The following is a 26,757-nucleotide window of genomic DNA, read 5'->3' as shown; positions in this document are numbered from 1 at the left end:
CGTCAGGCCCCCGTCTGCGCGACGGTGACCGGCTGGTCGGAGAAGATGTTGCGGATGACGCCGTCGGCCCATTCCAGGATTTCCGCGTCCTGCAGGTCGCGGCCGCCGATCCGTGCGGTCTTGGGTTTGGGAATCAGCACCGCGTCCAGTGCCGGCTTGGCCTGCGATCCCGGGTACATCCGGTTCAGGCGCATGACCTTTGACTCCGGCAGCTGGGCGGGCGAGAACCTGATGAAGTTGCCCTGCAGCGCCACGTCGGACAGTCCTGCCTCGCGGGCGCCCACCCGGAACCGGGCCACGGCCACCAGGTTCTGCGCCGGAAGCGGCAGCTCACCGTAGCGGTCAACCAGCTCGGCGAGGACCTCGTCGATCGCCTCGTTGGTCTGCGCTGCCGCCAGCTTGCGGTAGGCCTCGAGGCGCAGCCGTTCGCCGGGAACGTAGTCGTGCGGAAGGTGGGCGTTGACAGGCAGCTCGATCTTCATCTCAGCCGCCTTCTCCTCGGCCTCGCCGCGGAAGTCGGCCACCGCTTCGCCCACCAGCCGGATGTAGAGGTCGAACCCGACACCCTGGATGTGGCCGGATTGTTCGCCGCCCAGCAGGTTGCCCGCACCGCGGATTTCCAGGTCCTTCATGGCCAGCTGCATGCCCGCGCCGAGCTCGTTGTGCGCCGCCACGGCCTTGAGGCGTTCCAGCGCCACCTCCCCCAGCGGCTTCTCGGACGGGTACAGGAAATAGGCATAGGCACGTTCCCGGCCGCGGCCCACGCGGCCGCGAAGCTGGTGGAGCTGGGACAGGCCGTACTTGTCCGCGCCGTCCACGATCAGGGTGTTCGCGTTGGAGATGTCCAGGCCGGTCTCGATGATGGTGGTGCACACCAGGACGTCGAAGCGCCGCTCCCAGAAGTCCACAATGATCTGCTCCAGGCGGCTCTCGGACATCTTGCCGTGCGCCACCTCCACCCGGGCTTCCGGAACCAGCTCGCGGATCTTCGCCGCAGTCCGTTCAATGGTGGACACCCGGTTGTGGACCAGGAACACCTGGCCTTCGCGCATCAGCTCCCGCCGGATCGCGGCGGAGGTCTGCTTGTCCGTGTACGGGCCCACGTAGGTCAGCACGGGGTGGCGTTCCTCCGGCGGGGTGGCCAGCGTGGAGGTCTCGCGGATTCCGGTGAGGGACATCTCCAGTGTCCGGGGAATCGGGGTGGCGCTCATGGCCAGCACGTCCACGTTGGTGCGCATCTTCTTCAGCGCTTCCTTGTGCTCGACGCCGAACCGCTGCTCCTCGTCCACGATCACCAGCCCCAGGTCCTTGAACTCGAAGTCCTTGGACAGCAACCGGTGCGTGCCGATCACCACGTCCACCGCGCCGTTCTTGACACCTTCCGCCGTCTCCTTGGCTTCCTTGGAACTCTGGAAGCGGGACAGCGGCTTCACGCGCAGCGGGAAGCCGGAGAACCGTTCGGTAAAGGTTTCGTAGTGCTGCTGGGCCAGGAGCGTGGTGGGCACCAGCACAGCCACCTGCTTGCCGTCCTGCACCGCCTTGAAGGCTGCGCGCACGGCGATCTCGGTCTTGCCGTAGCCCACGTCCCCGGACACCAGGCGGTCCATCGGGATCTCCCGCTCCATGTCCGCCTTGACCTCGTTGATGGTGGTCAGCTGGTCCGGCGTCTCCACGTACGGGAAGGCTTCCTCCAGTTCCCGCTGCCAGGGGGTGTCGGGGCCGAAGGCGTGGCCGCGCGAGGCCATCCGTGCCGAGTACAGCCGGATCAGCTCCCCGGCGATCTCCTTGACGGCCTTCCGGGCCTTGGACTTGGTGCTCGCCCAGTCCGCGCCGCCCATCTTGCTCAGGACCGGCGTGTCTCCGCCCACGTAGCGGGTCACCTGGTCCAGCTGGTCAGTTGGCACGAACAGGCGGTCCCCCGGCGCGCCCCGCTTGGACGGTGCGTACTCCAGGACCAGGTATTCGCGCACGCCGTCGGCACCGCCGGCCACCTTGCGCTGGATGAGCTCGACGAACCGGCCGATGCCGTGCTGTTCGTGGACCACATGGTCCCCCGCCACCAGCTGCAGGGGGTCGACGGCGTTGCGCCGCTTGGACGGCATCCGCCGCATGTCCTTGGTGGAGGCTGCGGAGGTCCGGCCCAGCAGGTCGGCTTCCGTGAGCAGCCCCAGCTTCAGGCCGTCCAGGACGAAACCGCGTCCGACGGCGGCGGTGGTCACCTCGATGATCCCCGGCTGGGGCTCGTGGTCCAGGCTGTCCACCCGGGCACAGGGGATATCGGCGTCGTGGAACAGTTCCGCGAGCCGCTGGGCGGGCCCCGGGCCTTCCGTGGCCACGACGATCCGCCACTGGTCGCGCACGTGCGAGCCGATGAAGTCCATCATCTCCGCGACGTCGCCCTGGTAGCCGCGGGGCTCCCGTGCGTGCAGGTTCAGGACGTCGATCTCCGGGAGCAGTTCCGCGTCCTGGGCCAGCGAGGTGATGGACCACCACGACACGCCGTGCTCCAGCGAGGACGCGCGGGTCTCGCCGAGCGAGCGGAAGCTGGCCGAGTGCAGCGCCGCCGACGCCTGGGAGCTGAGGTCCAAAGGCGCCGTCCCGCCGTCGGACGCTGTGGACCAGGCAGCCTCCAGGAATTCCTCGTTGGTCGCCGCGAGGTCGTGGGCGCGGGTGCGGACCTTCTCGGGCTCGATCACAACGGCGATGGAGTCGGCAGGAAGCTGGTCCACAAACGGGACCATGGCATCCACCAGCACCGGAGCCAGGGATTCCATGCCCTCCACGGCGATGCCGCCGGCGATCTTCTCAAGCATGTCTGCAGCGGCCGGGAGCTGTGACTTGAGCGTCGCGGCGCGGGACATCACCGACGGGGTGATGAGGATTTCCCGGCAGGGCGGCGCATGCAGCTCGGTGGGATGGTGGATTCCGGGGGCTGACAGCGAGCGCTGGTCGGCCACGGCGAACCAGCGCATCTGGTCCACCTCATCGCCAAAGAACTCCACGCGGATGGGGTGGTCCTCGGTGGGCGGGAAAACGTCGATAATGCCGCCGCGGACGGCGAACTCGCCGCGGTGCGTCACCATGTCCACGCGGGCGTAGGCGGCATCGGCGAGGCTCCGCACCACATCCGTGAACGGGATGTCCTGGCCCACCTTCAGCATGACCGGCACCAGGTCACCCAGTCCGGCCACCACGGGCTGGACCACGGCCCGGACGGGTGCCACCACCACCCGGAGCCGGCCCGCCGCCGAAGTCTCCGGATGGGCCAGCCGGCGCAGGACGGCCAGCCGCCGTCCCACCGTGTCCGAACGCGGCGAGAGGCGCTCGTGCGGCAGCGTCTCCCAGCTGGGGAACTCGGCCACGGCATCCGCGGGCAGGTAGGCGCGCAGCGCCGCTGCAAGGTCCTCCGCTTCCCGGCCCGTGGCGGTGACGGCGAGTACTACGCCCGGCCCGCCGCCGTCGGACTCTGCTCCCCCGGCGGCTGCGAGGCCGTCGGCCATCTCGGCGAGCAGCACCGGACGCAGCCCGGCGGGTGCGCTGATCTGGTAGTCCTGGCCGCGGACGCTGAATCCCCTGGCTGCCTCCGCCCGGACGCGCGAGAAGGTCTGGTCCTCGGCGAGGACGCGCCGCAGGCCATCAAGCGACGGGCCTGCAGTTGATGTGCCGGCGGCGGACGGGCCGGGAAGGCTCATGGCGGAAGCTCCTGTGGTGTTCAAGGGGATCGCAGGCAACGCGAAAACCCGAAATTCGCTGCGAATCCCGGGTAACTTCCAGCCTACCGCGCACCGGCGACATTCCGGCCCCCGGAAGTCCCGGAAGCCGCCCCTGCGCTTAGGCTGGCAGGGGGCCACTGATTAACAGGGGCCGCTGATTCAGCAGGGCCCACTGATTTACGGGCGCGGCCGTCCGGACAGGCTGCCGCTCCGAACCGCTGAGGACGAACAGGAGCGAGCATGACCGGAACCAATGCACCGCAGATCCCCAAGACAGTCCTGGTGACGGGAGCCACCGGCTACATCGGCGGCCGGCTGGTGCCCCGGCTCCTCGAGGCCGGCCACACCGTCAAGGTGCTGGTCCGCTCCCCCGACAAGATTGCCGGGGTGCCGTGGCGGGACAAGGTGGAGGTGGTGGAAAGCAGCCTGGACGACGGCGACGCGCTGCGCAAGGCGCTGGACGGCGTCGAGGTCTTCTACTACCTGGTGCACTCCATGGCTGCCGGGGCGGGTTTCGAAGCCAAGGAGAAGGCAATGGCCGGCATCGCGGCCCAGGCGGCGGCTGATGCCGGGGTGGGCAGGATCGTGTACCTTGGCGGACTGCATCCGCAGGGTGTGGAACTGTCCACCCACATGCGGTCCAGGGAGGCAGTGGGCCAGGTGTTCCTTGACGGCCAGGCGGACGCCATCGTCTTCCAGGCCGGCGTGGTGATCGGCTCCGGTTCGGCGTCCTTCGAGATGATCCGGCACCTGTCCGAGACGCTGCCCCTGATGCCGGCGCCCAGCTGGGTCCGGAACCGCATCGAAGCGATCGCCGTGCGGGACGTTCTGTATTACCTGGTGGCCGCGGCATCCCTGGACGGGCCCATCAACCGGAGCTTTGATATCGGCTGCCGCCAGGTGCTCACGTACGCCGCGATGATGAAGGAATACGCCGCCGAGGCCGGCCTGCCCCACCGGGTGGTGCTGGCCCTGCCGGTCCCGGCCCCCAAGCTCGCGGGAATGTGGGTGGCGCTCACCACCCCCATCCCGCTGTCCATGGCGTTCCCCCTGGTCCAGTCCCTGCAGCACGACGCCGTGTCCAGCGAGCATGACATCGACCGGTACATCCCCCAGCCCGACGGCGGCTTGACCCCCTACCGGACCGCCGTCGCGCTGGCACTGGGCAAGGAACGGGACGGGCAGGTGGAAACCACCTGGGCCAATGCCGGCGTGGCGTCCGATCCCCTGCCAAGCGACCCCGACTGGTCCGGCCACACGGTCTACATCGACGAACGCACCTTCCACGGGGATGTGGACCCCGAACACGTGTGGACCATCATCGAGGGAATCGGCGGCCGGAACGGCTGGTACTCCCTGCCCCTTGCCTGGCAGGTGCGCGGCTGGCTGGACAAGCTCACCGGCGGGGCCGGGCTGCTGCGCGGGCGTCGGCACCCCAAGATGCTGGCCGCCGGGGAAGTGGTGGACTGGTGGCGGGTGGAACGGATCGAACGCGGCAGGCTGCTCCGGCTGCGGGCCGAGATGCGGGCACCCGGCCGGGCATGGCTGGAGCTGTCCGTGGAGCCCGACGGCTCCGGCAGCCTGTACCGCCAGCGGGCCATCTTCTTCCCCAAGGGCCTCAGTGGCCGGCTCTACTGGCTGGCGGTCCTGCCGTTCCACAGCCTGATCTTCCCGGCGATGGCCCGGAACATCACCGGGGCGGCACAAAAGCTCATCGATGCGGAGCGGCCGGCCGGGACCCCGTAGGATGTCTTGAGTTAAATCCGTTCCCCAATGTCCCAGGAGGACCCATGGCCCTGAGCGCAACCACTTCCCTTCCGCACTCCGTCGACAGCGTCGCAGCTGTCCTGGTGAACGAGGACTTCCAGCGCCACGTCAGCCAGCTGGTGGGCGGAAACCTGGAATCCTTCACCGTGGACGGTGACGTTGCCGGCGCCTTCAGCGCCACCTCGGTGCGCACCCTCCCCACCACCCGCCTGCCCGAGATTGCCCGCAAGTTCGTGGGCGAGCACCTGAAGGTGACCCAGGTGGAAAGCTGGAACGCCCCCGCGGCAGACGGCTCCCGCCAGAGCAACATTTCCCTGAAGATCGCCGGCGCACCCGTGGACGTCACCGCCGTCCAGCGCCTGGTGGCCGAGGCCAGCGGAACCCGCGTTGAGCTCGAGGGCGAGGTCAAGTCCTCCGTGCCGTTCCTGGGCGGCAAGATCGCCGACGCTGCCGAACCCATGGTGGCCAAGGCGCTGAACCTGCAGGCGCAGCAGGCGCAGGCCTGGCTGGAAAGCCACTGATCCGGTGGAACTGCCGGTTTTCGCAGCCCTGGTCCTGATCGTGGCCGGCGTCTGGTCCCTGGTGGTCTGGCCGCAGTTCCTGCGCCGGGTCATGAAGGACCCCCGGGCCCGGGACGCTGACGGAAAGGCAACCAAGTTCCTTAGCGTCCACGTGGTGCTGGTGACCGTATCCATGGTGCTCGGTGCGGCAACGGCACTCATCGGCATCATGGGGCTGTTCGCCTGACCTCGAACGCACAAAAGGCTCTCCTCCCGGCGGGAGGAGAGCCTTTTCGCGTTGGTGGGCTGGCGGTCAGGCTGCCTGGTTCAAGGCATCCTCGGCGGCCACCCAGGAGATCATGGCGCATTTCACCCGGGCAGCGTAGCGGGCCACACCCTCGAACGCGGCGGCGTCCCCGAGCAGCTCCGGATCGGCATGGATCTTTCCCCGCGAGCGCAGGACTTCCCGGAAGCTGTCGATGACTTCGTGCAGCTCCGCCACGGTCATGCCCTCCGCCAGGTCGGTGAGCACCGACGCCGATGCCATCGAGATGGAGCAGCCGGCCCCGTCCCAGGAGACCTGGGCGATCCGTCCGTCCTCCACCGCAAGGCGCAGGGTCACTTCGTCCCCGCACACCGGGTTGAGCTGGTGGGACTGCCCGGTGGATGCCCCTGCGGGGGCTTCGGTCGCGGCCAGGCCGCTGCCGTGCCGGGCCTTGGAATGGTCAAGGATGATCTGCTGGTACAGCTGGTCAAGGCTCATGGGTTACCTTCCATCGTCAGGCTAGGCGCCGAAGTAGGCCCGCACGCCGGACACGGCATCCAGGAACTGGTCCACGTCATCCGTGGTGTTGTACAGGTAGGTGCTTGCCCGGGTGGTGGCTGTCAGGCCCAGCCTGCGGTGCAGCGGCTGGGCGCAGTGGTGGCCCACCCGCACCGCGATTCCGCGGGAGTCCAGGAACTGCCCCACGTCATGGGCATGGACGCCCTCGACGTCGAACGCCGCCAGGCCGATCCGCTCCTTTCCGGCGTCAGGCCCCAGGACCCTGATGCCGGGGAGCGATTCGAGTCCCGCGACCATCCGTGCACCGAGTTCGGCTTCCCAGCGGTGGATCCGGTCCAGCCCGGTTTCCGTGAGGTAGTTGGCGGCGGCGGCCAGGGCAACGGCCTGTGAGATGCGCTGTGTACCGGCTTCGAAACGCTGGGGTGCCGGCAGGTATTCGGCGCGCTCCATGGTCACGGTGGTGATCATGGAGCCGCCGGTGAGGAAGGGCGGCAGGATGTCGAGCAGTTCCTGCTTGCCGTACAGGACGCCGATGCCCGTGGGGGCCAGCATCTTGTGGCCCGAGAACACGGCGAAGTCCACGTCCAGGTCCTTGACGTCCAGCGGAAGGTGGGGTGCCGACTGGCACGCGTCCAACACCACCAGTGCGCCGGCCGACCGGGCAAGGGCCACGAGTTCGCGGACCGGATTGATGGTCCCGAGGACGTTGGAGGCGTGGGTGAAGGCCAGAAGCCTGGTGCGGCTGCCAATGATCTGCGCCGCCTGGTCCATCCTGAGGCTTCCGGCATCATCGATGGGGATGTAGCGGAGCGTTGCGCCGGTACGGAAGGCAAGTTCCTGCCACGGTATGAGGTTGGCGTGGTGCTCCATCTCGGTGACCACGATCTCGTCCCCGGGAGCCAGCGCGAGGTCCCTGAGCCCGGCATCGCCGCGGCCCTGCGAAGCCCAGAGCCCGGCGTTGGACAGCGCATAGGAGATGAGGTTGAGGCCTTCGGTGGCGTTGGAGGTCCAGATGGTCTCGGAGTAGTCGGCACCAACAAAATCAGCTACGGTCTGCCGGGCGTCCTCGAAGGCCTCCGTGGCCTCCACGGCAAGGTGGTGGGCGCCCCGGTGAACCGCGGCGTTCCGCTGCTCATAGAATTCCTGCTCGGCTTCCATGACGCTCACGGGATTTTGCGAGGTGGCGCCCGAGTCCAGGTAGACCAGGGGACGTCCGTTGACGAGCTGGTGGAGGACCGGAAAGTCGTTCCGGATGCGCATCACTTCGGCGTTATCCATCACCGGCAGGGCCTGCTCCAGTGTGGCTGGCGTTGATACTAGGGCCAAAACGAACTCCTTGAGATGCCAACGGATGACACTCAATTGTCCCACAGCACGGCTGTGGCGGCCGCCCGAGGGGGGCAGCCGCCACAGCCGCTCCGGGCTTCAGCCCGCGGAGCGGAGGGCCGGCGACGGCTGGGGGGAGAGTCTCGGTCTCAGAAGACTCTGACGTCGCCGGCCCCGTCTCGGCCCGGTCCCTTGGGGCCGGAAGTCGAAAGAGGCCTTGATGTCCTGCGGCAATCTCTGCGGCTTCCTTCCCGCCGCTCCTTTGCCTCCTTAAGTAAATCCTGCGGCACCCGTCTATACACGAGTAGGGTGTACTCGTTTTCCTCCGGAAGGCACTACTTGGGCTGCCGCGCGGGACAGGGGCTGCCGGATCGCGCGCCATTCGCCCGCCTCCATCCAGGGCGCGCAGGTTTCGACGTGCGGCAGTCAGGCAGGGGCACGACGGCGGGAGGCAGCTTTTGCGGTTCCAATCGCCCTGAGGCGGCTGCTACTTGGGCAGCGCGGACTCCAGTTCGTCCCTGCTGCGCACGCCCAGCTTGACGTAGGTCCGGTACAGGTGTCCTTCCACCGTCCGGACCGACACCATGAGGCGCTGGGCGATCTCACGGTCGGTGAGGCCCTGGACGGCCAGCTCCACGATGTCCTGTTCCCGGCGGGTAAGGTGCACGGCGGGGGCCGCGGCGATGAAGCGTCCCTCGCGGAACCGTTCCCCGAGTTCGTGGTCGCATTTCTCCCGCTGGGCCACCGCCTGCCGGGACCGGCGGCGTTCCCCGGCCTGCTCCAGGACTGTGCTGGCACGGGCGTACGCCTCACGGGCGAGGTTGACGAAGCCGGATTCCTCCATTGACGCCGCGGTTGCCATCAGGGCATCGCCGTCGGCAGCTTCCCAACTGGTGGCCAGGGTCAGCATCGCAGCAGCCCAGCGTCCCTGCACGGCGCCTGCGGTGTCTTTCACCATGGGGATCACCGAGGGATCCCCCAGGTCCCAGCACACGGCCAACAGCTCGAGCAGGTGTCCGGTCCGCCCGGCGGCTTCCGCGGCAGTCATCATGGTGTGCAGCGAGGCGAGGCCCTTACCGTCGTGGGCCAGGTATTCGCCCGCCGCGGCGGAATAGGCGCCGGCCAGGAGGTCGTGCTGCGGACCGCCGGCAACAGCATCCTTGTAGTCCTGTTCCAGGCGCTTGGCCTGGGCTGCATCCCCCAGCCGCGCCGCGACGTAGAAACCGAGGGAAGACCCAAAGCGGAACAGGTGGAGCGGGTCATTGAGCCTCAGCGCCTCCACGGCCGGCAGCAGCAACTGGTAGGCGCGCTCCATCCTGCCCTGACGCAGCAGCGAGTAGCCCCTGAGCAACTGCAGGCCGCCGTCAAACGTTCCAGCACCGGCGGCGTGGTGGGCGGCATAGCTGTTCAGCTCGCGTTCCGCCGATTCCCATTCGCCCATGGCCAGGTAACTGGCGACCAGCCGGCCCAGCACAAACTCGGGGAAGAAGAACAGGCTGCCGTCCAGGGGCGGCAGCTCGGATGCGGCCAGGAGCGCGGCATCCAGGCCATCGGCAGGGCGGCCGGCGGCGGTGAGGGCATGGGCCAGCAGCGCTTCAGCAACGGCCGCCACTGGCTGGTGGCCGTCATCCAACCGACGGTCCCTGATGGTCTCCACGGCCGCTGCCAGCGCACGGTGGTCCACTTCTGACCCTGCCTTCAGCAGCTGGAGGATATCCTCCTGCCAGGCCCGGATCCCCTCCCCCGATGAACCTGCCTGTTCCCGCACGTCCTCCGCGATGGCAGTCAGCTGGTGACCGGCCGCCTGGTGCGCCGATACCCGCAGCAGCAGGACTGCCGGGCCCTGGGGAAGGTCAGTGAGCGGAAGCCAGCATTCGTCGAGCAGGGCGGCCGCATCAGCATAGGCCCCCTCGTTGTACAGGGCGCGGGCCTGGACCGCCTGGGCCAGCGGCAGGAGGTCCGGGGCATGCACCCGGGCCGCGATGCTTCGCGCGCTGGGGTTGCGGTACCGGGACAGCGCCTCGACGGCGGATTCAAGCAGGTCGGCGTCAGGCACGCGGAGTCCGCACTCCAAAGCCCATTCCACCGAGCGCAGCCGGCCTTCGCCCCGGAGTAGGGTGCCGTCCTGGTGGGCCCGGATTTTTTCCTGCAGCTGGAGGCTGCGCGAGACGGAGATGGTGTTCCTGATGGCCTCGGCGAAGAGGCCGTTCCAGAGGGAAAGTTCAGCCGGAACGCCGGATGTTTCCACCACCATCTGCTGGTCCAGCAAGGAGCGGACCACCGGCGCCCCGCAGATGTCCTCGATGACTTTCCTGCCGACCGGCCCGGCGAGGGCGATGAGTTTGAGTGCTTCCTGTTCTTCGGGCCGCCGCCGGAGGTGGTCCTTGGCCACCACCGCCGTCAGCCGGGCACCATCAGAGGGCAGTGAGCCCAGCAGGACCCAGATGCCGTTGCGCTTGGACAGGATCCCTGCTTCGGCGGCGTCGTGGAGCAGCGCGTCCAGCAGGCGGGGATTGCCGCCGGATGCGCTCCAGGCGGCGTCTATGGTGGCCGCCGGGACCGTTCCCGACAGGAGGTGTTCCAGGACCTCCTCGATCTGTTCCCGGTTCAGTGGCCGCAGGTCAACGCGCTCGGCAAGGCCGTCGTACCACAACTGGTCGAGCGGCTGCGGGAGCCCGGGCCGCGGCCTCGCCGCCGCCACCACGGTGGCCCAGCCGGCCGAAATCAGGTCCGCCAGAACGCCGGCGGAGGCCTCATCCAGATGGTGGGCATCGTCCACCAGCAGCAGGACCGGGTTGCCGTTCCCGGCTTTCAGCTTCTCAAAATACGTCCACATGGAACGCAGGACCGCCACGGGCGAAACTGATTCCTCGGCGGTCAGGTCGGTGGTGTAGGGGGTCAGCACGCCAAATGGCACGGCGGCGAGCGCCGAACTGCCATGGACCTGCAGGATGTTCAACTCCCCCGTGAACCGCTCTGCCACCGTCTCCGTCAGCGACGACTTGCCGATGCCCGGCCCGGCCATGACGAAGACGGCCTGGCTGGTGCGGTTCCGGACAATGTTGCAGATCCTGTCCAGCGGCTCGCGGCGGCCGGTAAGTGACCGGTGCGCGGCGCCGGGCTTGTGTCCATTAGACGAGTCCAGTCAGATCACCCCTGGAAGTTACGCCGAGCTTGGTGAACACCTGGTAGAGGTGCCCCTCAACAGTCCGGACTGACACGCCCATTTCCAGGGCAATGTCGCGGTTCGACGCGCCCCGGCCGGCCAGTCGCGCAATCTGGCGCTCCCTGCTGGTGAGCAGCGGGCTGCCGCTGCTGGGCACGATCGGCAGGTTGGTCACTGTGGCGGCCAGGATGTCCAGGCGGGCCTGGGCGGTCCGGGCGGACATTGAGTCCCCGTCCTGCCGCGCGAAGTCCACGGCGAGGGCCATGCACCGGGCCTCGACGGCGTCCAGTTCCAGGGTGGCGGCGAGCTCTCCGCCGGCGAGGAGTACCTTGGCGTCCCTGGTGCGGCTGCCCAGCGCTATCAGTCGGGACACCTCTGCAAGGGGTCCCTGCCGGTGGCCTGCAATCTCCTCCAGAAGCCGGAAGTCGGCATCGCTCCCGTTCACTGTGGCCGCGAGGAGCTCCACCCCTGCAATCGTGTACCGCCCTGCATCCATGTTCCGGCGGGCCGATTGCTTGAGCTTGCTGACGGCGTCGGGATCGTTCAGCCAGCGCCCCGCCACAAGGGCACAGAAATCGATGAGGCTGTCGGTGGCGAAACCTGATGTGCCGGAGACCCGTTGAAGTTTGGCGAGGTATTTCCTGGCCTGGACCACGTTGCCGATCTGCGCGTGGGCCAGGGCTGTGGCCGAGTATGCGAACCGGAGTGCGGTCTGCACCGGCTGCAGTTCCAGTTGGGCGGCGGCGGACATCAGGGGATCGAGGGCGGCGGCACCACGGCCGGAATAGACATAGGCGATTCCGGCGGCGAGTTCTGCTGCGGCGCTGCCGAACGGCAGCCGGGATGGTTCCTCGGCGTTGTGCGTGCCCAGGAGGTCGATGCACCGCCGCCACTGGCCTGCCATCAGCAGCACCAGGTAGGCCTCACGGTTGTAGCGCTCGCGGAGGCCCACAACGTGGGAGGCATCGCTGATCTGCCCGCCGAGCTGCCGCATCAGGCTCAGGGCATCCATCTCCCGCCCGGTCAGTGCCAGTGCCGTCATCAGGATGATGGCGGCATTCATGCGGTATTCGGCGTCGGGATTCGTTGCCGGGTCCGCGGCGGATTCGAGCGCGGGAATCAACGCCGCGTAATCGCCGGCAAACGCCCGGTATTCGAACTCCGTCAAGGCAACGCGGTTGAGCGCCGCGGCACCAGGTTCAGGCCAGGATGCACCCCTTCCAGCGGAGGCGAGGCGTTCCCTTGCCTCCGCAAGGAGGGCGGGCACCTTGCCTGCCTGGTTCGGAAGCCGCATCATCACCCGGGCCTTCGCAGCCACCAGGTGGGCGTATTCCTCGGCGTCGTCCAGCGCATCGATTTCCGGCCGGGTGATCTCATCCAGGGCTGACAGGGCCTGGACCGGCATGTCCAGCTGAAGGTAAGCGGCAGCTTTCTGCCGCTGTGCGGGTACCCACTGGGGGTCGGTCCTCTTCAGCATGTCGGCGTAGGTGAGGGCGAACTTGGGGTCGAACAGCTGGACCGCCGCTTCCGCGGCCGCGAGGGCGAAGGCCGGGCTCAGCTCAGCCTCACATTCATGGGTCCAGGCGGCGAAGGCCATCAGCTCCTCGACCGTCATTCCAACGGGGTCGGGTTCCTGGCCGCCAAGCAGGACGCTGCGCAGTTCCCGTCGCCGGGCGATGCTCAGCCAGGTCCGTACGACGTCGCCAATGTACTTTTCGCGCAGCGATACCCAGCGGTGGTCGGAGTCGTCAATCCCGAGCAGGCCGCCGTCTTCCATGTCGGCCACCACGTCGGCACTGTAGATGGAGGTAAGCCGGGACAGTTCCACGCGCCGTGCGCAGGAGAGCATCTCGATGACTTCCCGGGTTTCCGGGGTCTCCCGTGACCAGCGGGAACGGACGATGTCATCGAGGCTGGCGGCGCCGTCGAGCACCACCTTGTCGCGGAGGGTCCAGACGGAATCGGACAGCACCAGGTTTCCGGACAGCTGCTGCTCAGTGACCAGGGCCTTGAGCAGGAGCGGGTTGCCGCCCACCATGCGGTGGTAGGTGTTGACCAGTGAGGCCGATACCCGGTGGCCCAGCAGGGACAGCAGGACCTGGCGGGTCTGCAGCTCGTTGAGGTTGCTGAGCCGCACCTCGGTCAGCCGGTGGTCCGTGAGCAGCCAGTGGAAGTCGGCCGGAAGGTCGCTGATGCCCGGTGCCACAGCAATGATTTTGGCGGTACCGGTCAGTAGCACGTTCAACAGCACGCCGGCGCTCATGTCATCGATGCTGCCGGCGGTGTCGAGGGTGATAATGCAGGGCCTGCCTGCCGCGTCGCTGCGGATGAGCGAGGTGATGCCGCGGAGGATGGCTGTGGGCGACCCCATGTAGGCCTGCGGAAGCCTGGCCAGCAGGAAGGAAAGGCACCCATAGGGGGTGGTGGATCCGGCGGGCCCGTTGCGGAGCTGCAACGACCAGACGTCCGGGCCAAGGTCGGCCACGGCCGCGCGGGCGAGGGAGGACTTTCCCACCCCCCGGCTGCCGGTGATGACGGCTCCCAGGGAATTTTCGCTCGTCAACGCTGTGTGGATGGCTTCGAGGTTGGCACTGCGGGCAGGCGCGGACCATTGCTGCTCCGGTGCTTCCGTGGCATGGGCGCGCAGCCCAACGTCGTGAGGTGTTGACCCACGTCCCCAGCTGAGTGGCTCGATTGACATGAACTTATCCCCTACATCCCCGATAGCGGGTTGTAGCCCCATTGCTCCCCCGCATAGCAAGAAGAGTACCCTGTGGCACCCACAGGGAAACAGGTTGAAACGGGTTTAAGTTTCTATATTGCTACCGCCCGGTTTTGGCGGGATGGTACTTCTGCTGCGCTGCCGTGAGGCCCTCGTGCAGCAGCGCCTCCACGGCATCCGCCGCTTCATCGAGCAGGAACGGCAGTTCCTTGAGCTCCGCGGTGCCAAAATCCCGCAGCACGTAGTCGGCGGTGTCCATCCTGCCGGGAGGACGCCCGACCCCCACCCGGACCCGCAGGTAATCCTTGGTGGCCAGCGCTTTCGAGATGTCGCGCAGCCCGTTGTGGCCGCCTTCGCCGCCGCCGATCTTGAGCTTCACAGTGTTAAAAGGGATGTCGATTTCGTCGTGGACGGCAACCACATGGTCGGGCGTGATGCCGTAGAAGTTGGCCAACGCGGACACCGGGCCGCCGGAAACATTCATGTAGGTCATCGGTTTGGCCAGGACAACCCGGGGGCCGCCAATCCCCAGCCGTCCTTCCAGCACCTGGGCACGCGCCTTGTGGGTCTTGAACCCGGCACCGATCCGGCCTGCCAGTTCGTCGAGGACCATCTGGCCGACGTTGTGCCTGTTGCCTTGGTACTGGACTCCGGGGTTTCCGAGGCCGACGATCAGCCAGGTGTCAGTCATGGGTCAATCCTAAGGTGGGCGGTTGGGACAAGCCGCAGGCCAGCGGCGGTGGACATGGCAGTGGCCGGACCCCAGGGGGATCCGGCCACTGGCAAGGGCATAGCGGTTGTTACTCGGCTGCTGCTTCCTCGGCTGCTTCGGGAGCTTCTTCGGAAGCGGCCTCGGCTTCTTCGGGAGCTTCTTCCTCGGCGGCGACTTCCTCGGAGATGTTGACCACGAGGGCCTCGGCGTCGGTCAGCAGGACCGAACCCTTGGGCAGGACCAGGTCGGAGGCGTGGATGTGCTCGCCTGCGGCGCGGCCTTCGATGCTGACCTCAACGGACTCGGGCAGGTGGGTTGCCTCGGCCTCGAGGGACACAACGGTCAGTTCGAGGTTGTGGACGGTGCCGGGGGCGGTTTCACCTTCAACGTGGACGGGGACGTCAACGGTGACCTTCTCGCCCTTGCGGACGGTCAGGAGGTCGATGTGCTCGATGATCTGCTTGATCGGGTCGCGCTGGATGTCCTTGACCAGGGCCAGGTGGCCGTCGCCGTTGATGTCCAGGGACAGCAGGGCGTTGGGGGTGCGGACAGCCAGGGTGGTGGCCTTGGCCGGGAGGGTGATGTGGATGGGCTCTGCGCCGTGGCCGTAGATGACGGCGGGGATCAGGTTGGCCATCCGGGCGCGGCGGGCGTAGCCCTTGCCGAATTCGGTGCGCAGTTCTGCTGCGAGCTTCTGCTCAGACATGGAAATCTCCTTGAAGACTAAACGGTGTTCAGCAAGGGCGGAGGTCTGGTTCGACCTTCAACGCCGGGCGGCCCGGAGGCGGCTCTTCACGAAGGCGCCCTTCGCAATGAAGGGCAGATCAGACCCAGTCGATAACGGAGACTGCAGGCCGTTGCCGGGCGTACACCCAACCGGCTGCTCTCCCTCGCCAAGGTATCGGGGACAAGCCTACCAGCGGCGGGCCGGTTTCCTTAAACCGCGCCCGGCCGCCGGTGGTTGAGCCTGTCGAAACCGGGTTTCGACAGGCCCAACCACCAGGAGTGCTACGCGTTGCCGTCGAACAGGCTGGTGACGGAGCCGTCGTCGAACACCTCACGGACGGCGCGTGCGATCAGCGGCGCGATGGACAGCACGGTCAGCTGCGGGAACCGCTGGGAGGCGGACAGCGGAAGGGTGTTGGTGACAACCACTTCGCGGGCACCGGAGTCCGAGAGCCGCTGGGCGGCGGGCTCGGAGAAGACGGCGTGCGTGGCGGCGATGATGACATCCTTGGCGCCGGCGTTCTTCAGCACCTGGACTGCGCCGGAGATGGTTCCGCCGGTGTCGATCATGTCGTCAATGAGGACGCAGGTGCGCCCCTCGATCTGGCCCACCACGGTCTTGGACACGGCCTGGTTGGGGACGGTCAGGTCGCGGCTCTTGTGCACGAATGCCAGGGGCGCGCCGCCCAGCCGCTCGGCCCACTGTTCAGCCACCCGGACGCGTCCGGTGTCGGGGGAAACAACGGTGATGTTGTCGGCGTCCACCCGGGTGCGGATGTAGTCGGCCAGCAGCGGGATGGCCATGAGGTGGTCCACGGGACCGTCGAAGAAGCCCTGGATCTGGGCGGTGTGCAGGTCCACGCTCATGATGCGGTCCGCGCCGGCGGTCTTGTACATGTCGGCCACCAGGCGGGCGGAGATGGGCTCGCGGCCGCGGCCCTTCTTGTCCTGCCGGGAGTACGGGTAGAACGGCGACACCACGGTGATCCGCTTGGCGGAGGCGCGCTTCAGCGAATCGATCATGATCAGCTGTTCCATCAGGTGGTTGTTCAGCGGGGCCGGGTGCGCCTGGATTACGAACGCGTCCGTGCCGCGGACGCTTTCGCCCGCGCGGACGTAGATCTCACCGTTGGCGAAATCGTAGGCGTCCACCGGGAGGAGGTCCGTCCCGAGCTCCTTGGCGATTTCCCGGGCAAGCTCCGGGTGTGCCCGCCCGGTGGCGAGCACCAGCTTCTTCTCGCCGTGCGCCGTAATTTCGCTCATTATTACTTGCCCTCTTCTGTAGATGCCGGGGTACTTGAGGAGTCTTTGGTGGCCGCCTGGGCCAGTTCGGCCGAACGGGTTCCCGGCCTGTGGGCGGGGACCCAGCCTTCGGTGTTGCGCTGGGCAGCGATGCTCAACGCAAGGGCGCCGGCGGGTACGTCTTTGCGGATCACCGCACCGGCGCCGCTGTAGGCGCCGTCCCCCACGGTGACCGGGGCAACAAAGACCGTATTGGAACCTGTACGCACACCGGAGCCGATGACCGTCCGGTGCTTCTTTTCGCCGTCGTAATTGGCGGTGATGTTTCCGCAGCCGATGTTGGTGTCCTCGCCGATTTCGGCGTCACCTGCATAGCCGAGGTGGGACAGCTTGGAGCCGCGGCCGATGGTCACGTTCTTGGTTTCGTAGAAGGCGCCGATCTTGCCGCTTTCGCCCAGGACCGTGCCCGGGCGGAGGTACGTGAAGGGCCCGACGGCGGCGCCCTTCCCGATCACGGCACCGGAACCATGGGTGCGGACCACCTTGGCTCCTTCGCCGACGGTAACGTCCGTCAGGGTGGTGTCCGGGCCCACGACGGCGTCCCGTGCCACGGTGGTGGCTCCATGGAGCTGGATGTTGGGCAGGAGCCGGACGTCCTCGTCGAGCGTGACGGAGGCATCGATCCAGGTGGTGGCGGGGTCCACGACGGTGACGCCGGCCCGCATCCAGGCTTCCACGGTGCGCCGGTTCAGTTCCGCGCCAAGCGCTGCGAGCTGGACGCGGTCGTTGGCACCTTCCACCTGCCAGCGGTCCGCGGTGACGACGGCGGCCACGCGGCCCCCTGCCTCCCGCGCCAGTCCGAGGACATCCGTGAGGTACTTCTCCCCCTGCGCGTTCTCGGTGGTGACCTTGCCCAGGGCTTCCCGCAGCACCGCGGCGTCGAAGGCGTAGATCCCGGAGTTGACCTCGCGGATGAGCTGCTCGGCCTCGCTGGAATCCTTGTGCTCCCTGATTCCGGTGACAGTGCCGTCCTCACCGCGCAGGATCCGCCCGTAGCCGGTGGCGTCGTCCAGCACCGCGGTCAGGACGGTCACCGCGTTGGCTTCGCGCTCATGGGTGGCAACCAGTTCGGCCAGGAGCCCGCCGGACAGCAGCGGGACGTCGCCGTAGGTGACCACCACTGTGCCGGTGAGCTGCTGCTCCGCGTCAAGGGCCTGGAGTGCCGCTTCGACGGCGCGGCCGGTGCCGGGGATGTCGTCCTGGTCAACGATCAGGGCCGACGGGTCGAGCCGGGAAACGTGCTCCGCCACCAGGTCGCGTTCGTGGCGGACCACGATGGCGAGCTGCTGCGGGTTGATACTGCGGGCCGCCAGGAGCGCGTGCCCCACCATGGACCGCCCACCGATTTCGTGGAGGATCTTGGGGGTACGTGACTTCATCCGCGTACCGGCGCCTGCTGCCAGGACGATGACGGCGGCCGGGCCGGTTTTCTCGGGGATCACGTACGGGCTCTCCTTGCCTGGGTTGCGCTGGCGCTTGCGGTGTCCGGCCAGCCTGTTGGCGCGGTACCGGGTGTCCTCCTACTGAACTCCTCGCACAGCAGTTCCGCCCATAGGATTCGAACCTATACTCCACGGCTCCAAAGGCCGGGGTGCTGCCGTTACACCAGAGCGGACCATGCCCCAGGCGCAAGGCCCGGGCACAAGTCCCTATTTTGCCATGGGTTCGGGGCGCGGCGCGACACGGGCCCGCCGCGCCCGCTCCGCAGCCCCGGAAAGCCGGGCCAGGGCCGTAGGGCATGATGGAAATGTGAGCAACAACCCCCCGCGGACCCGGATGACCGCACTGCAGCGCCGGAGCCAGCTGATCGGCATCGGACGGGGCCTCTTTGCCGTCCGGGGCCTGGACGGCACCACCATCGAGGAGATCGCCGCCTGCGCAGGCGTATCCAAGCCGGTCATCTACGAACACTTCGGTTCGAAAGAGGGGCTGTACACCGAAGTGGTGGACTGCGAATTCCACATCCTCCTGGATTCCATCAGCGCCGCCCTGGCCGAGGAGGCAAAGCCCCGCGTCCTCGTGGAGCGCGCCGCGCTGGCGCTGCTGACCTACATCGAGGACCGCACGGAAGGCTTCCGCATCCTGATGCGGGACGCCCCGCCCTCCCAGCCCGAAGGGGCCTTCTCCACCCTGCTCTCGCACGTCACCGCCCGGGTGGAGCACATCCTCTCCGACGAATTCTCCCGCCGCGGCTTCAGCGGTGAAGACGGCGCCATGTACGCCCAGATGCTCGTGGGCATGGTGGCCATGACCGGCCAGTGGTGGCAGGACAGCCGCCAGCCCGACAAGCACACTGTGGCAGCGCACCTGGTCAACCTCGCCTGGAACGGCCTGACCGGCCTCAAGAAGGACCCGGAGCTGCGGTCTGAGGCGTAACTGCCTGGTTCCGTCCGCGGCACAGGAGCCCTTCGCCGTCGCTTAGACACAACGCATAGGGGCACCTGCGGTCGCTGGGCGACCTCCGGCGCCCGATGCGCCGCGATGCGCGACTACACGAAGGCCTCCTGCACCGCTGGTGCCCGCGTCGCCTTTGTCAGTCGCCCAGGAGCTCCGAGGCTTCGAGCCACTCCATTTCCAGGGCGTCCTTTTCCTCGCCCAGGTCCTTGAGCTGCTTGTTCTGTTCCGCCAGGGCGTCGAAGTCGGACTTCTCCGTGCTCTTGACCATGTCGTCGTGGAGCTTCTTTTCCTGCTGCTCGAGCTTCTTCAGCTGCCGCTCGATCCGGTTGAGGGCCTTGCGGGCCTCCCGCTTTTCGGCCTCGGAGGGGCCTGACTGGGCGGCGGCCGGAGCCGCTCCGCCGGCGCTGGTGACAGGGTTGCCGCCGCCGGTCACCGTGGATCCGGCGAGGGCGGACTCACGGAGCTCAAGGTACTGGTCCACGCCGCCGGGCAGGCCGCGGAGCTTGCCGTCGCCGAGCAGGGCCATCTGGTGGTCCGTCACGCGTTCAAGGAGGTAGCGGTCGTGGCTGACCACCACCAGGGTGCCCGGCCAGCCGTCCAGGACATCCTCAACCGCGGCCAGGGTGTCTGTATCCAGGTCGTTGGTGGGCTCGTCCAGCATCAGGACGTTGGGCTCCCCCACCAGGAGCCGCAGGAGCTGCAGGCGCCGGCGTTCACCGCCGGACAGGTCCTTGACCGGGGTCCACTGCTTCTGGTTGGTGAAGCCCAGCTGCTCCACCAGCTGGCCTGCCGTGAATTCCCGGCCGCCCACGTTGAAGGACCGCTTTTCCCGCTCGATGACCTCAATGACGCGGAGGTCGGAGACGTCGTCGAGTTCCTTGACTTCCTGCGTGAGCACGGCCGTGACTACGGTCTTGCCGCGCTTCAGCTTGCCGGCGTCAGGCGTAATCTCGCCGTTGAGCAGCTTGAGGAGGGTAGTCTTGCCGGCGCCGTTGACGCCCACCAGCCCCAGGCGCTCACCCGGCGCCAGGCGCAGGGTGATGTTGTCGAAAAGCTTCCGGCCGTCGTCGCCGCCGCGGAAGTTGAGCGAGACGTGCTCGAGGTCCAGTACATCCTTGCCCAGCCGGGCCGTGGCCATCTTGTTCAGCGCCATGGAGTCGCGCGGCTCCGGGACATCCTCGATCAGGGCGTTGGCCGCTTCGATCCGGAATTTCGGCTTGGACGTCCGGGCGGGCGCGCCGCGCCGGAGCCAGGCCAGTTCCTTCTTGACCAGCTGCTGGCGCTTGCTCTCCACGACGGCGGCCATCCGGTCCCGCTCCGCGCGGGCAAGGACGTAGGCCGCATAGCCGCCTTCAAAGGGGTCCACGATGCCGTCGTGCACTTCCCACGTCTTGGTGCACACCTCATCGAGGAACCACCGGTCGTGGGTCACCACCAGGAAGGCGCCCTGGTTGGCGCGCCAGCGCGATTTCAGGTGCCGGGCCAGCCAGGCCACACCTTCAACGTCGAGGTGGTTGGTGGGTTCGTCAAGCATGATGACGTCATGGTCCTCGATGAGCAGCTTGGCGAGGGCAACCCGCCGTTTCTGCCCGCCGGACAGGGCATGGACATTGGCGTGCCAGTCGACGTCGGACACCAGCCCGCCCATGATTTCGCGGATCCGGGGATTGCGTGCCCACTCGTAGTCGGCCTGGTCCCCCACGATCGCGGCACCCACGGTCAGGTCGCCGTCGAGCACGTCGCTTTGGTCCAGGTAGCCGATGTTAACGTCGCCGCGCTTGGTGACCCGGCCGGAATCCGGCGTGGAACGCAGGGCGAGCAGCCTCATCAGGGTGGACTTGCCATCGCCGTTGCGGCCCACCATGCCGATCCTGTCGCCCTCCTCGAGTCCCAGGGTGACGCCGTCAAGGACGGTGCGGGTTGCGTAGGAAACCGTCAGGTTTTCGCCGCCAAGAAGGTGTGCCAAAGGGAACTGCTTTCTGCTGCTCGGGTGGGAGTAAAAGGGGTCAGATCAGGGTGTCGGAGACGATGCGCGCCCCCGGAACCGGACCGTGCACGGCCAGGGCCGACAAGCCGTAGCGCTGCAAAGCCTCAGCCAGGGCCTCCGCGGCCACCGAATCATCCGCGAGCAGGGCCACGGTTGGACCGGAGCCGGACACAATGCCGGCAATGGCCCCGTGGGATTCGCCGATGCCCAGCGTATCGCGCAGGGACGGGGCAAGTTCAATGGACGCCCGCTGGAGGTCGTTGACCAGGACCCGGCTCAGCGCTTCAGCGTCACCCCCGCGCAGGGCAGTCAGGATCTGGGGATCGACGCCGGTGGGCTCGGCTGCTTCCACCCCTTCAGCTTCACGCAGCCGGTCCAGGGTCCGGTACACCTCTGGTGTGGACAGGCCGTAGTCGGCGGTGACCAGGACCCAGTGGGTTTGCGCCTTGGCCAGTGCCGGGGACAGCTTGTCGCCCAGGCCCAGGCCGACGGCGGTCCCGCCCAGAAGGGAGAACGGGACATCGGCACCCAGCTCCGCGGCCAGGTGGGCCAGTTCTTCACGGGAGAGGCCGCTGTTCCAGAGTGCGTCGCAGGCCAGGAGTGTCGCCGCGGCGTCGGCGGATCCGCCGCCCATGCCGCCGGCCACCGGGACGCGCTTGGTGATTTCCAGGTGCACTCCGGTGGCATGTTCGGAAACGTCCGCCATGATGGCGGCGGCTTTGTACGCCAGGTTGTTGCCGTCGAGGGGAATGTCGACGGCGTCCAGGTCCAGTGTGCTGTCCGGGCTGATGCTGACCGTGATCCCGGGCGTCTCGGTGCTGGTGGCGGCCACTTCCTCATACAGGGAGACCGCGAGGTAAACGCTGGCCACCGAGTGGTAGCCGTCGGGGCGGAGGGGCCCGACGTCCAGGGACACGTTGACTTTGCCGGGTGCCTTGACCCTGACGGTCCTGGCAGTGAACCGGCCCGGCCGCGCCGCCGTCACGCCCCGGTTTCCTTGGCCTCGGCGATCCGGGCAAACGCGGCGATGTCAATGACTTCACCGCGGGCAGTGGGGTCCACGCCGGCTGCCAGCAGGCAGCGTTCAGCTTCCGGCGCTCCCCCGGCCCAGCTGGCAAGCGCGGCACGCAGGGTTTTGCGGCGCTGCGCGAACGCGGCGTCCACCACCGCGAACACCTGTTCACGGGTTGCCGTGGTGGCCGGCGGCTCGCGGCGGGTGAAGGCAACCAGGCCGGAGTGGATCTTTGGCGCGGGCCAGAAGACATTCATGCCGATGACACCGGCCTTGCGCATGTGGCTGTACCAGGCGGCCTTCACCGATGGGACGCCATAGGTCTTCGAGCCGGGGCCGGCCGCGAGGCGGTCCGCCACTTCGTCCTGCACCATGACCAGCCCGTGCTGCAGGCTGGGGAATTGCTCCAGCAGGTGCAGCACCACGGGCACCGCCACGTTGTAGGGCAGGTTGGCCACAAGTGCTGTGGGCTGGACCGGAAGTCCGGTGACCTTCATGGCATCGGCGTGCACCAGGTGGAAGGCAGCTGCGGCGGCGGGACGCCATTCCTTCACGGTTTCGGGCAGTTTCGCCGCAAGGACGGGATCAATTTCGACGGCGACCACAGCGGCAGCGGCGTCCAGCAGCCCAAGGGTCAGGGACCCGAGGCCGGGGCCCACCTCCAGTACTGTCTCGCCAGGCTTCACGTCAGCGGCAGCGACGATCCGGCGGATGGTGTTGCCGTCGATGACGAAGTTCTGGCCGAGGGTCTTGGTGGGCCTGACCCCTATTTCCTCCGCCAGCCGGCGTATATCGGAGGCACCAAACAGCGGTGCGGGCGCGGCGGGGATGGGTTCAGTCACCTAGGTATCCTATCCCGCGCGGGGATTCCGTCCGGGACAGCCGCACATCCCGGACCTGTCCGGAAAGGGAACTCCGGGCCGCCGGTTAACGGCTGCGGCCGGGCCCGGAAAGTCCGGACCCGGCCGCAGGCGCCAAGGGCGGGGCAGCTGGCGGTCAGCTGGTGGCTGCCCAGCCGCAGCCCCAGGGCTGCAGGCCGCGCTGTGCGTAGACGCGGTTGGCGATGTCGATCTGCTGGGCCTTGGTGGCGAGGCTGGCGTTGGGGGCATAGGCCCCGCCGCCGGCGCCAATCCAGGTCTGGATATCGAACTGCAGGCCGCCGTAATAGCCGTTGCCCGTGTTGATGCTCCAGTTTCCACCGGACTCACACTGGGCAATCTTGTCCCACATGGCCTCGTTCATCATCGCCGGCGCGGCAGCACCGGTGTTGCTGCCGGTGGTTGCCGGGGCAGCCTGGGCGACCGGCTTGGGCTTGGTGCCTACCGTGATCTTTTCCGCCACCGGCTGCACGGTGACCGTCTCGGACACAAGGGTCCGGGAGGCCTCGCGGCCATCCACCAGGACCAGCTTGTAGGTCTTCTCCACCCTGCCGGCGGAACCGGCCTGGGTGACTTCCTTTTCACCCTTCAGCAGTTCGGCGCTTTCGGTGGTCACCGTTTCAAAACCAATGTCCTCGGTGGCCACAGCGGTCTGGGCGTTATCAACACGGGAAACCTTGATCACCATGTTGTTGACCACGTGTGCGTTGGCGGGCTGGGAGGTGCGGTCGTTGGCGCCAAGGGCCAGGCCTGCATCTTCCAGGACATTGCCCACGGTAGCGGCCGTAGTGGTGGTGGTGTCCACCTTGCCGTCGGCGACGATGCTGACGGTCTTGGGCGTGGAGATGGACACGAATGAACCCTCGACGGCGAGCTGGGCGTCCTTGGGAGCGGATACCGATGAGGCACTGGCAACACCGAGTTCGGTCACCAGGTCCTCCACGTCCTGGGCGGTGGTGTTGACGGTCTTTTCCGCCCCGTCCAGGCTCACGGTGACTTCCTTGGCCTGGTTCACGTTGATGACGGTGCCGTTCTGGACGGTGGCGTCAACTGCGGGGGAAACCCGGTCCGTCGGTTTGAGTTCCAGGTTGGCGCTTTTAACCACCTGGCCGACGGTTCCGCCGAAAGTCTGCACGGACGTGACTTTGCCGTCCACGTTCACCGTGACGGTTTTGTTATTGCCCACGAAGGCTACGAGCCCCACCACCAGTGCACAGAGCACCAGCATTTGGGCACCGACCTTGAAAAAGCTGATCTTGCCGTCCGTTGTGAAGAACTTGACCACGTTTGCCCGTAACTTTAGGTCCTTCCGGGCACGGGGATCGCGCAATAAAATGCCCGGCACTACCGTGAATAACAGCAGTCCGGGCACCGTTGCGCCGCCACACTCCGCGCAACGGCCTGGGCGGGACCGAGGCCCACCCGCGCGTGTTGCAAGATGAAGTGAATTACCCGATGGCCTTCCCCGACCCCGGCTAACAGTTTTCCACTGTAACCGTAGCGTTATAAACCGGCCAACAAATCTGCATACCAGGTATTCCCCTGAACACCCAGGATTGCGCAGCTATCACGACCAGGATCCGTATGCCCGCACGGTATTTTCGCTGATTCGTGTACAAAGCGCGCCAAGGTCGGATCCTGTCAATTCGGCCATTGCCCGGACGGTATAGGGCACCATGTAACTCGCGTTCGGGCGCCCGCGGTGGGGATGGGGGGTGAGGAACGGCGCATCGGTCTCCACCAGGACCAGGCCTGGATCCGCAATAGCCAGCGCCGCGCGCAGGTTCGCGGCATTCTTGAAGGTCAGCGTGCCCGCGAAGGACATCCACCAGCCCTCCCGGTTGCAGATTTCCGCAAGCTCTTCGTCCCCCGAAAAGCAGTGGAACACCACCCTCTCCGGTGCGCCCTCCTCGCGCAGGACTTGCACCACCTCGCTGTGCGCATCCCGGTCATGGATTTGCAGCGTCAGGTCCAGGCGCTTTGCGATGTCGATGTGGCGCCGGAAGGAGTACTTCTGGTGGGCCAGGCCTTCGCCCCTGGTCCGGTAAAAGTCGAGCCCGGTTTCGCCGATGGCGCGGATGCGCGGGTGGGAGGCCAGCTTCTCGATCTCGTCAAGGGCCTCCTCCAGTTCGCCCCTGGCCGCATAACGGGGTGCGTCGTTGGGGTGCAGGGCAACGGCGCCGAGAAGCCGTTCGTCCTGTTCCACCGCCTGGACAGTGAAACGGGAGGACTCCAAGTCGCATCCCACCTGGACGGCTCCCTGGACTCCCACCGCGGCAGCAGCGTCAAGGGCCGCCCGGATTCCAACCGGCGCTTTCCCCTCCGGGAAATCAAGATGGGTGTGGTTGTCCATGACCGGCACCGGCAGCGGTTCCGGTGCCGGCGGGAAATCCCTGGTCCGGCCGCCTGCGTCATCCGGGGCTTCCCCGGCGGCGGTGGTGCGGTAAGCGTCGGGAATCAGCGAAGTGCACATCCATCCAGCCTAACCGCGGGAGGGTGCCCCATTTTTGTCGGAACTCTCTGTCTGCCGGTGCAGTTGTGTTAGTAGTCTGGTACGAACAGATGCGAACGCCCACCGAGGGGCGAAGGCAGGCTTGCTGTCACGTCCAGGTGAAACCCGGGCTGAAAGGTTGCCGATGGAACCCCACCGACGTATTGCCACCGAGGGAAGCACTGCCGCCGGTAATTTCAAGGGCGTCGCAGAGCCTGTCAGCCGGCTGAACGGTCACCGGCAGGCGGCCGCGATGGACGGTGAGTCGTTCCACGCCGCCAGCCAGCGCATCCTCACAACAGTCAATACCGTGATCGACGGGAAATCCGATGCCGCCAAGCTTGCTCTGACCGTCCTGCTGGCTCAGGGCCACCTGCTGCTTGAGGACGTGCCCGGAGTGGGAAAGACGCTCCTGGCGAAGACCCTGGCGCGGACCATCGACTGCACCGTCAACCGCATCCAGTTCACGCCTGACCTGCTGCCGTCCGACGTTACGGGTGTGTCCATCTACAACCAGGCCTCCCGGCTGTTTGAGTTCCGGCCCGGGGCAGTCTTTGCCAACATCGTCATCGGCGACGAAATCAACCGCGCCTCGGCCAAAACCCAGTCAGCACTGCTGGAGTGCATGGAGGAACACCAGGTGACGGTGGACGGTACCTCCTACCGCCTGGGCGAGCCTTTCATGGTGGTCGCCACCCAGAACCCCATTGAAATGGAAGGGACGTACCCGCTGCCCGAAGCCCAACGGGACCGCTTCATGGCGCGGATTTCCATGGGCTACCCGGACAAGGACGCTGAGATCGAGATGCTCGAGACGCACCAGGCGGCATCACCGCTGGCCATGGTGTCGGCGGTGGTCAGCACGGCAGAAGTGGCGGCCATGATTTCCACGGTCCAGCAGGTGTACGTGTCCCAGGCCGTCAAGGAGTACACGGTTTCGGTGGGCAGGGCCACCCGGGAAAGCCCGCTCCTGAGGCTGGGCGCGAGTCCACGCTCCATGCTGCAGCTGCTGCGCGCTGCCAAGGCCACTGCCGCCCTTGACGGCCGCGATTTCGTGCTTCCGGACGACGTGGTCCACGTCGGGGAGGCGGTCCTGGCGCACCGGATCATCCTGGACCGGAAGGCCGCAGGCTCGGGCGAGACGCCCCACAGCGTCCTGCGGGGCATCCTGTCGAAGCTGCCGGTTCCGCACGCGCCCTCGGATTCCAACGCTGCTCCGGCCGGCAGGAGTACTGCATCCGTGGCCGGCCTGGGCAGGAACCGCTAGGCGGAAC

The 26,757-nt window shown here is 67.3% G+C and carries 19 protein-coding genes and 1 tRNA gene; 5 read left to right on the top strand and 15 right to left on the bottom strand.

Annotated features, from left to right (window positions below; all coding sequences use genetic code 11):
• Positions 1-2 precede the first annotated feature (2 nt).
• Entirely contained in the window at positions 3-3,692 is a 3,690-nt protein-coding gene (gene mfd / locus ACJJV6_RS14380; RefSeq protein WP_407709276.1) for a transcription-repair coupling factor, read from the bottom strand.
• A gap of 261 nt (positions 3,693-3,953) precedes the next feature.
• Between mfd and ACJJV6_RS14375 the strand changes: the two genes are divergently transcribed.
• Genes ACJJV6_RS14375 through ACJJV6_RS14365 form a run of 3 tightly spaced genes read left to right on the top strand, consistent with a single transcriptional unit; the run spans position 3,954 to position 6,227 of the window.
• The gene (locus ACJJV6_RS14375; protein ID WP_407709275.1) at positions 3,954-5,459 is read left to right on the top strand and encodes an SDR family oxidoreductase; all 1,506 of its coding nucleotides are present in this window, start codon (positions 3,954-3,956) and stop codon (positions 5,457-5,459) included.
• Between the two features lie 44 nt (positions 5,460-5,503).
• On the top strand, positions 5,504-6,001 hold the full coding sequence (locus ACJJV6_RS14370; protein ID WP_009356268.1) for a DUF2505 domain-containing protein: 498 nt from the start codon (positions 5,504-5,506) through the stop codon (positions 5,999-6,001).
• Between the two features lie 4 nt (positions 6,002-6,005).
• Entirely contained in the window at positions 6,006-6,227 is a 222-nt protein-coding gene (locus ACJJV6_RS14365; protein ID WP_407709274.1) for an SCO4848 family membrane protein, read from the top strand.
• A 66-nt stretch (positions 6,228-6,293) separates the two neighbouring features.
• Here the strand turns inward: ACJJV6_RS14365 and sufU are convergent, their stop codons facing one another.
• From sufU to ACJJV6_RS14320, 9 genes are all read right to left on the bottom strand, one after another.
• Entirely contained in the window at positions 6,294-6,743 is a 450-nt protein-coding gene (gene sufU / locus ACJJV6_RS14360; RefSeq protein WP_407709273.1) for a Fe-S cluster assembly sulfur transfer protein SufU, read from the bottom strand.
• Between the two features lie 21 nt (positions 6,744-6,764).
• Positions 6,765-8,090: a SufS family cysteine desulfurase gene (locus ACJJV6_RS14355; RefSeq protein ID WP_009356265.1), complete on the bottom strand. Its 1,326-nt coding sequence runs from the start codon at positions 8,088-8,090 to the stop codon at positions 6,765-6,767.
• A 487-nt stretch (positions 8,091-8,577) separates the two neighbouring features.
• Positions 8,578-11,235 (bottom strand): LuxR C-terminal-related transcriptional regulator, encoded by a 2,658-nt coding sequence (locus tag ACJJV6_RS14350; RefSeq protein WP_407710509.1) that lies wholly within the window; start codon positions 11,233-11,235, stop codon positions 8,578-8,580.
• Entirely contained in the window at positions 11,222-13,957 is a 2,736-nt protein-coding gene (locus tag ACJJV6_RS14345) for a LuxR C-terminal-related transcriptional regulator (RefSeq protein WP_407709272.1), read from the bottom strand. Before ACJJV6_RS14345 ends, ACJJV6_RS14350 begins: the two co-directional genes overlap by 14 nt.
• Positions 13,958-14,078: 121 nt before the next feature.
• Positions 14,079-14,669 carry an aminoacyl-tRNA hydrolase gene (pth, locus tag ACJJV6_RS14340; RefSeq protein WP_407709271.1) on the bottom strand — a complete coding sequence of 197 codons (591 nt, stop codon included), beginning with the start codon at positions 14,667-14,669 and terminating at the stop codon, positions 14,079-14,081.
• A gap of 109 nt (positions 14,670-14,778) precedes the next feature.
• Entirely contained in the window at positions 14,779-15,396 is a 618-nt protein-coding gene (locus ACJJV6_RS14335) for a 50S ribosomal protein L25/general stress protein Ctc (RefSeq protein ID WP_009356262.1), read from the bottom strand.
• A gap of 302 nt (positions 15,397-15,698) precedes the next feature.
• On the bottom strand, positions 15,699-16,679 hold the full coding sequence (locus ACJJV6_RS14330) for a ribose-phosphate diphosphokinase (RefSeq protein WP_009356261.1): 981 nt from the start codon (positions 16,677-16,679) through the stop codon (positions 15,699-15,701).
• Positions 16,680-16,681: 2 nt separating this feature from the next.
• Positions 16,682-18,160: a bifunctional UDP-N-acetylglucosamine diphosphorylase/glucosamine-1-phosphate N-acetyltransferase GlmU gene (gene glmU, locus ACJJV6_RS14325; protein ID WP_407709270.1), complete on the bottom strand. Its 1,479-nt coding sequence runs from the start codon at positions 18,158-18,160 to the stop codon at positions 16,682-16,684.
• A gap of 101 nt (positions 18,161-18,261) precedes the next feature.
• Positions 18,262-18,333: transfer RNA gene (locus tag ACJJV6_RS14320), tRNA-Gln, on the bottom strand.
• 134 nt (positions 18,334-18,467) lie between these two features.
• Between ACJJV6_RS14320 and ACJJV6_RS14315 the strand changes: the two genes are divergently transcribed.
• Positions 18,468-19,094 carry a TetR/AcrR family transcriptional regulator gene (locus ACJJV6_RS14315; RefSeq protein ID WP_407709269.1) on the top strand — a complete coding sequence of 209 codons (627 nt, stop codon included), beginning with the start codon at positions 18,468-18,470 and terminating at the stop codon, positions 19,092-19,094.
• A 157-nt stretch (positions 19,095-19,251) separates the two neighbouring features.
• On the opposite strand, the gene ACJJV6_RS14310 is transcribed toward ACJJV6_RS14315, so the two are convergent.
• The 5 genes from ACJJV6_RS14310 to ACJJV6_RS14290 all read right to left on the bottom strand — a co-directional run bounded on the left by ACJJV6_RS14310 (position 19,252) and on the right by ACJJV6_RS14290 (position 25,465).
• Positions 19,252-21,081 (bottom strand): ABC-F family ATP-binding cassette domain-containing protein, encoded by a 1,830-nt coding sequence (locus ACJJV6_RS14310; RefSeq protein WP_009356258.1) that lies wholly within the window; start codon positions 21,079-21,081, stop codon positions 19,252-19,254.
• Between the two features lie 40 nt (positions 21,082-21,121).
• A complete protein-coding gene (locus ACJJV6_RS14305) occupies positions 21,122-22,087 on the bottom strand; it encodes a 4-(cytidine 5'-diphospho)-2-C-methyl-D-erythritol kinase (RefSeq protein ID WP_009356257.1) in 966 nt (321 codons plus the stop codon).
• Positions 22,084-22,956, bottom strand: a complete 873-nt coding sequence (gene rsmA, locus ACJJV6_RS14300; RefSeq protein ID WP_407709268.1) for a 16S rRNA (adenine(1518)-N(6)/adenine(1519)-N(6))-dimethyltransferase RsmA — start codon at positions 22,954-22,956, stop codon at positions 22,084-22,086. Before rsmA ends, ACJJV6_RS14305 begins: the two co-directional genes overlap by 4 nt.
• Positions 22,957-23,110: 154 nt before the next feature.
• On the bottom strand, positions 23,111-24,277 hold the full coding sequence (locus tag ACJJV6_RS14295; RefSeq protein ID WP_407709267.1) for a ubiquitin-like domain-containing protein: 1,167 nt from the start codon (positions 24,275-24,277) through the stop codon (positions 23,111-23,113).
• Positions 24,278-24,559: 282 nt separating this feature from the next.
• Positions 24,560-25,465, bottom strand: coding sequence for a TatD family hydrolase (locus ACJJV6_RS14290; protein ID WP_407709266.1), 906 nt, complete (start codon positions 25,463-25,465; stop codon positions 24,560-24,562).
• A 163-nt stretch (positions 25,466-25,628) separates the two neighbouring features.
• On the opposite strand from ACJJV6_RS14290, the gene ACJJV6_RS14285 reads away from it, so the two are divergent.
• Positions 25,629-26,750, top strand: coding sequence for a MoxR family ATPase (locus ACJJV6_RS14285; RefSeq protein WP_009356254.1), 1,122 nt, complete (start codon positions 25,629-25,631; stop codon positions 26,748-26,750).
• Positions 26,751-26,757: the final 7 nt, after the last annotated feature.

Source organism: Arthrobacter nitrophenolicus (assembly GCF_045833485.1).
GTDB lineage: Bacteria > Actinomycetota > Actinomycetes > Actinomycetales > Micrococcaceae > Arthrobacter > Arthrobacter nitrophenolicus.
This window is presented reverse-complemented; position numbering and strand designations above follow the sequence as displayed.

Coding starts and splice junctions, on each gene's coding strand:
- mfd (WP_407709276.1), bottom strand. CDS start 3,692: ATGAGCCTTCCCGGCCCGTCCGCCGCCGGCACATCAACTGCAGGCCCG.
- ACJJV6_RS14375 (WP_407709275.1), top strand. CDS start 3,954: ATGACCGGAACCAATGCACCGCAGATCCCCAAGACAGTCCTGGTGACG.
- ACJJV6_RS14370 (WP_009356268.1), top strand. CDS start 5,504: ATGGCCCTGAGCGCAACCACTTCCCTTCCGCACTCCGTCGACAGCGTC.
- sufU (WP_407709273.1), bottom strand. CDS start 6,743: ATGAGCCTTGACCAGCTGTACCAGCAGATCATCCTTGACCATTCCAAG.
- ACJJV6_RS14345 (WP_407709272.1), bottom strand. CDS start 13,957: ATGTCAATCGAGCCACTCAGCTGGGGACGTGGGTCAACACCTCACGAC.
- pth (WP_407709271.1), bottom strand. CDS start 14,669: ATGACTGACACCTGGCTGATCGTCGGCCTCGGAAACCCCGGAGTCCAG.
- ACJJV6_RS14335 (WP_009356262.1), bottom strand. CDS start 15,396: ATGTCTGAGCAGAAGCTCGCAGCAGAACTGCGCACCGAATTCGGCAAG.
- ACJJV6_RS14330 (WP_009356261.1), bottom strand. CDS start 16,679: ATGAGCGAAATTACGGCGCACGGCGAGAAGAAGCTGGTGCTCGCCACC.
- ACJJV6_RS14290 (WP_407709266.1), bottom strand. CDS start 25,465: ATGTGCACTTCGCTGATTCCCGACGCTTACCGCACCACCGCCGCCGGG.
- ACJJV6_RS14285 (WP_009356254.1), top strand. CDS start 25,629: ATGGAACCCCACCGACGTATTGCCACCGAGGGAAGCACTGCCGCCGGT.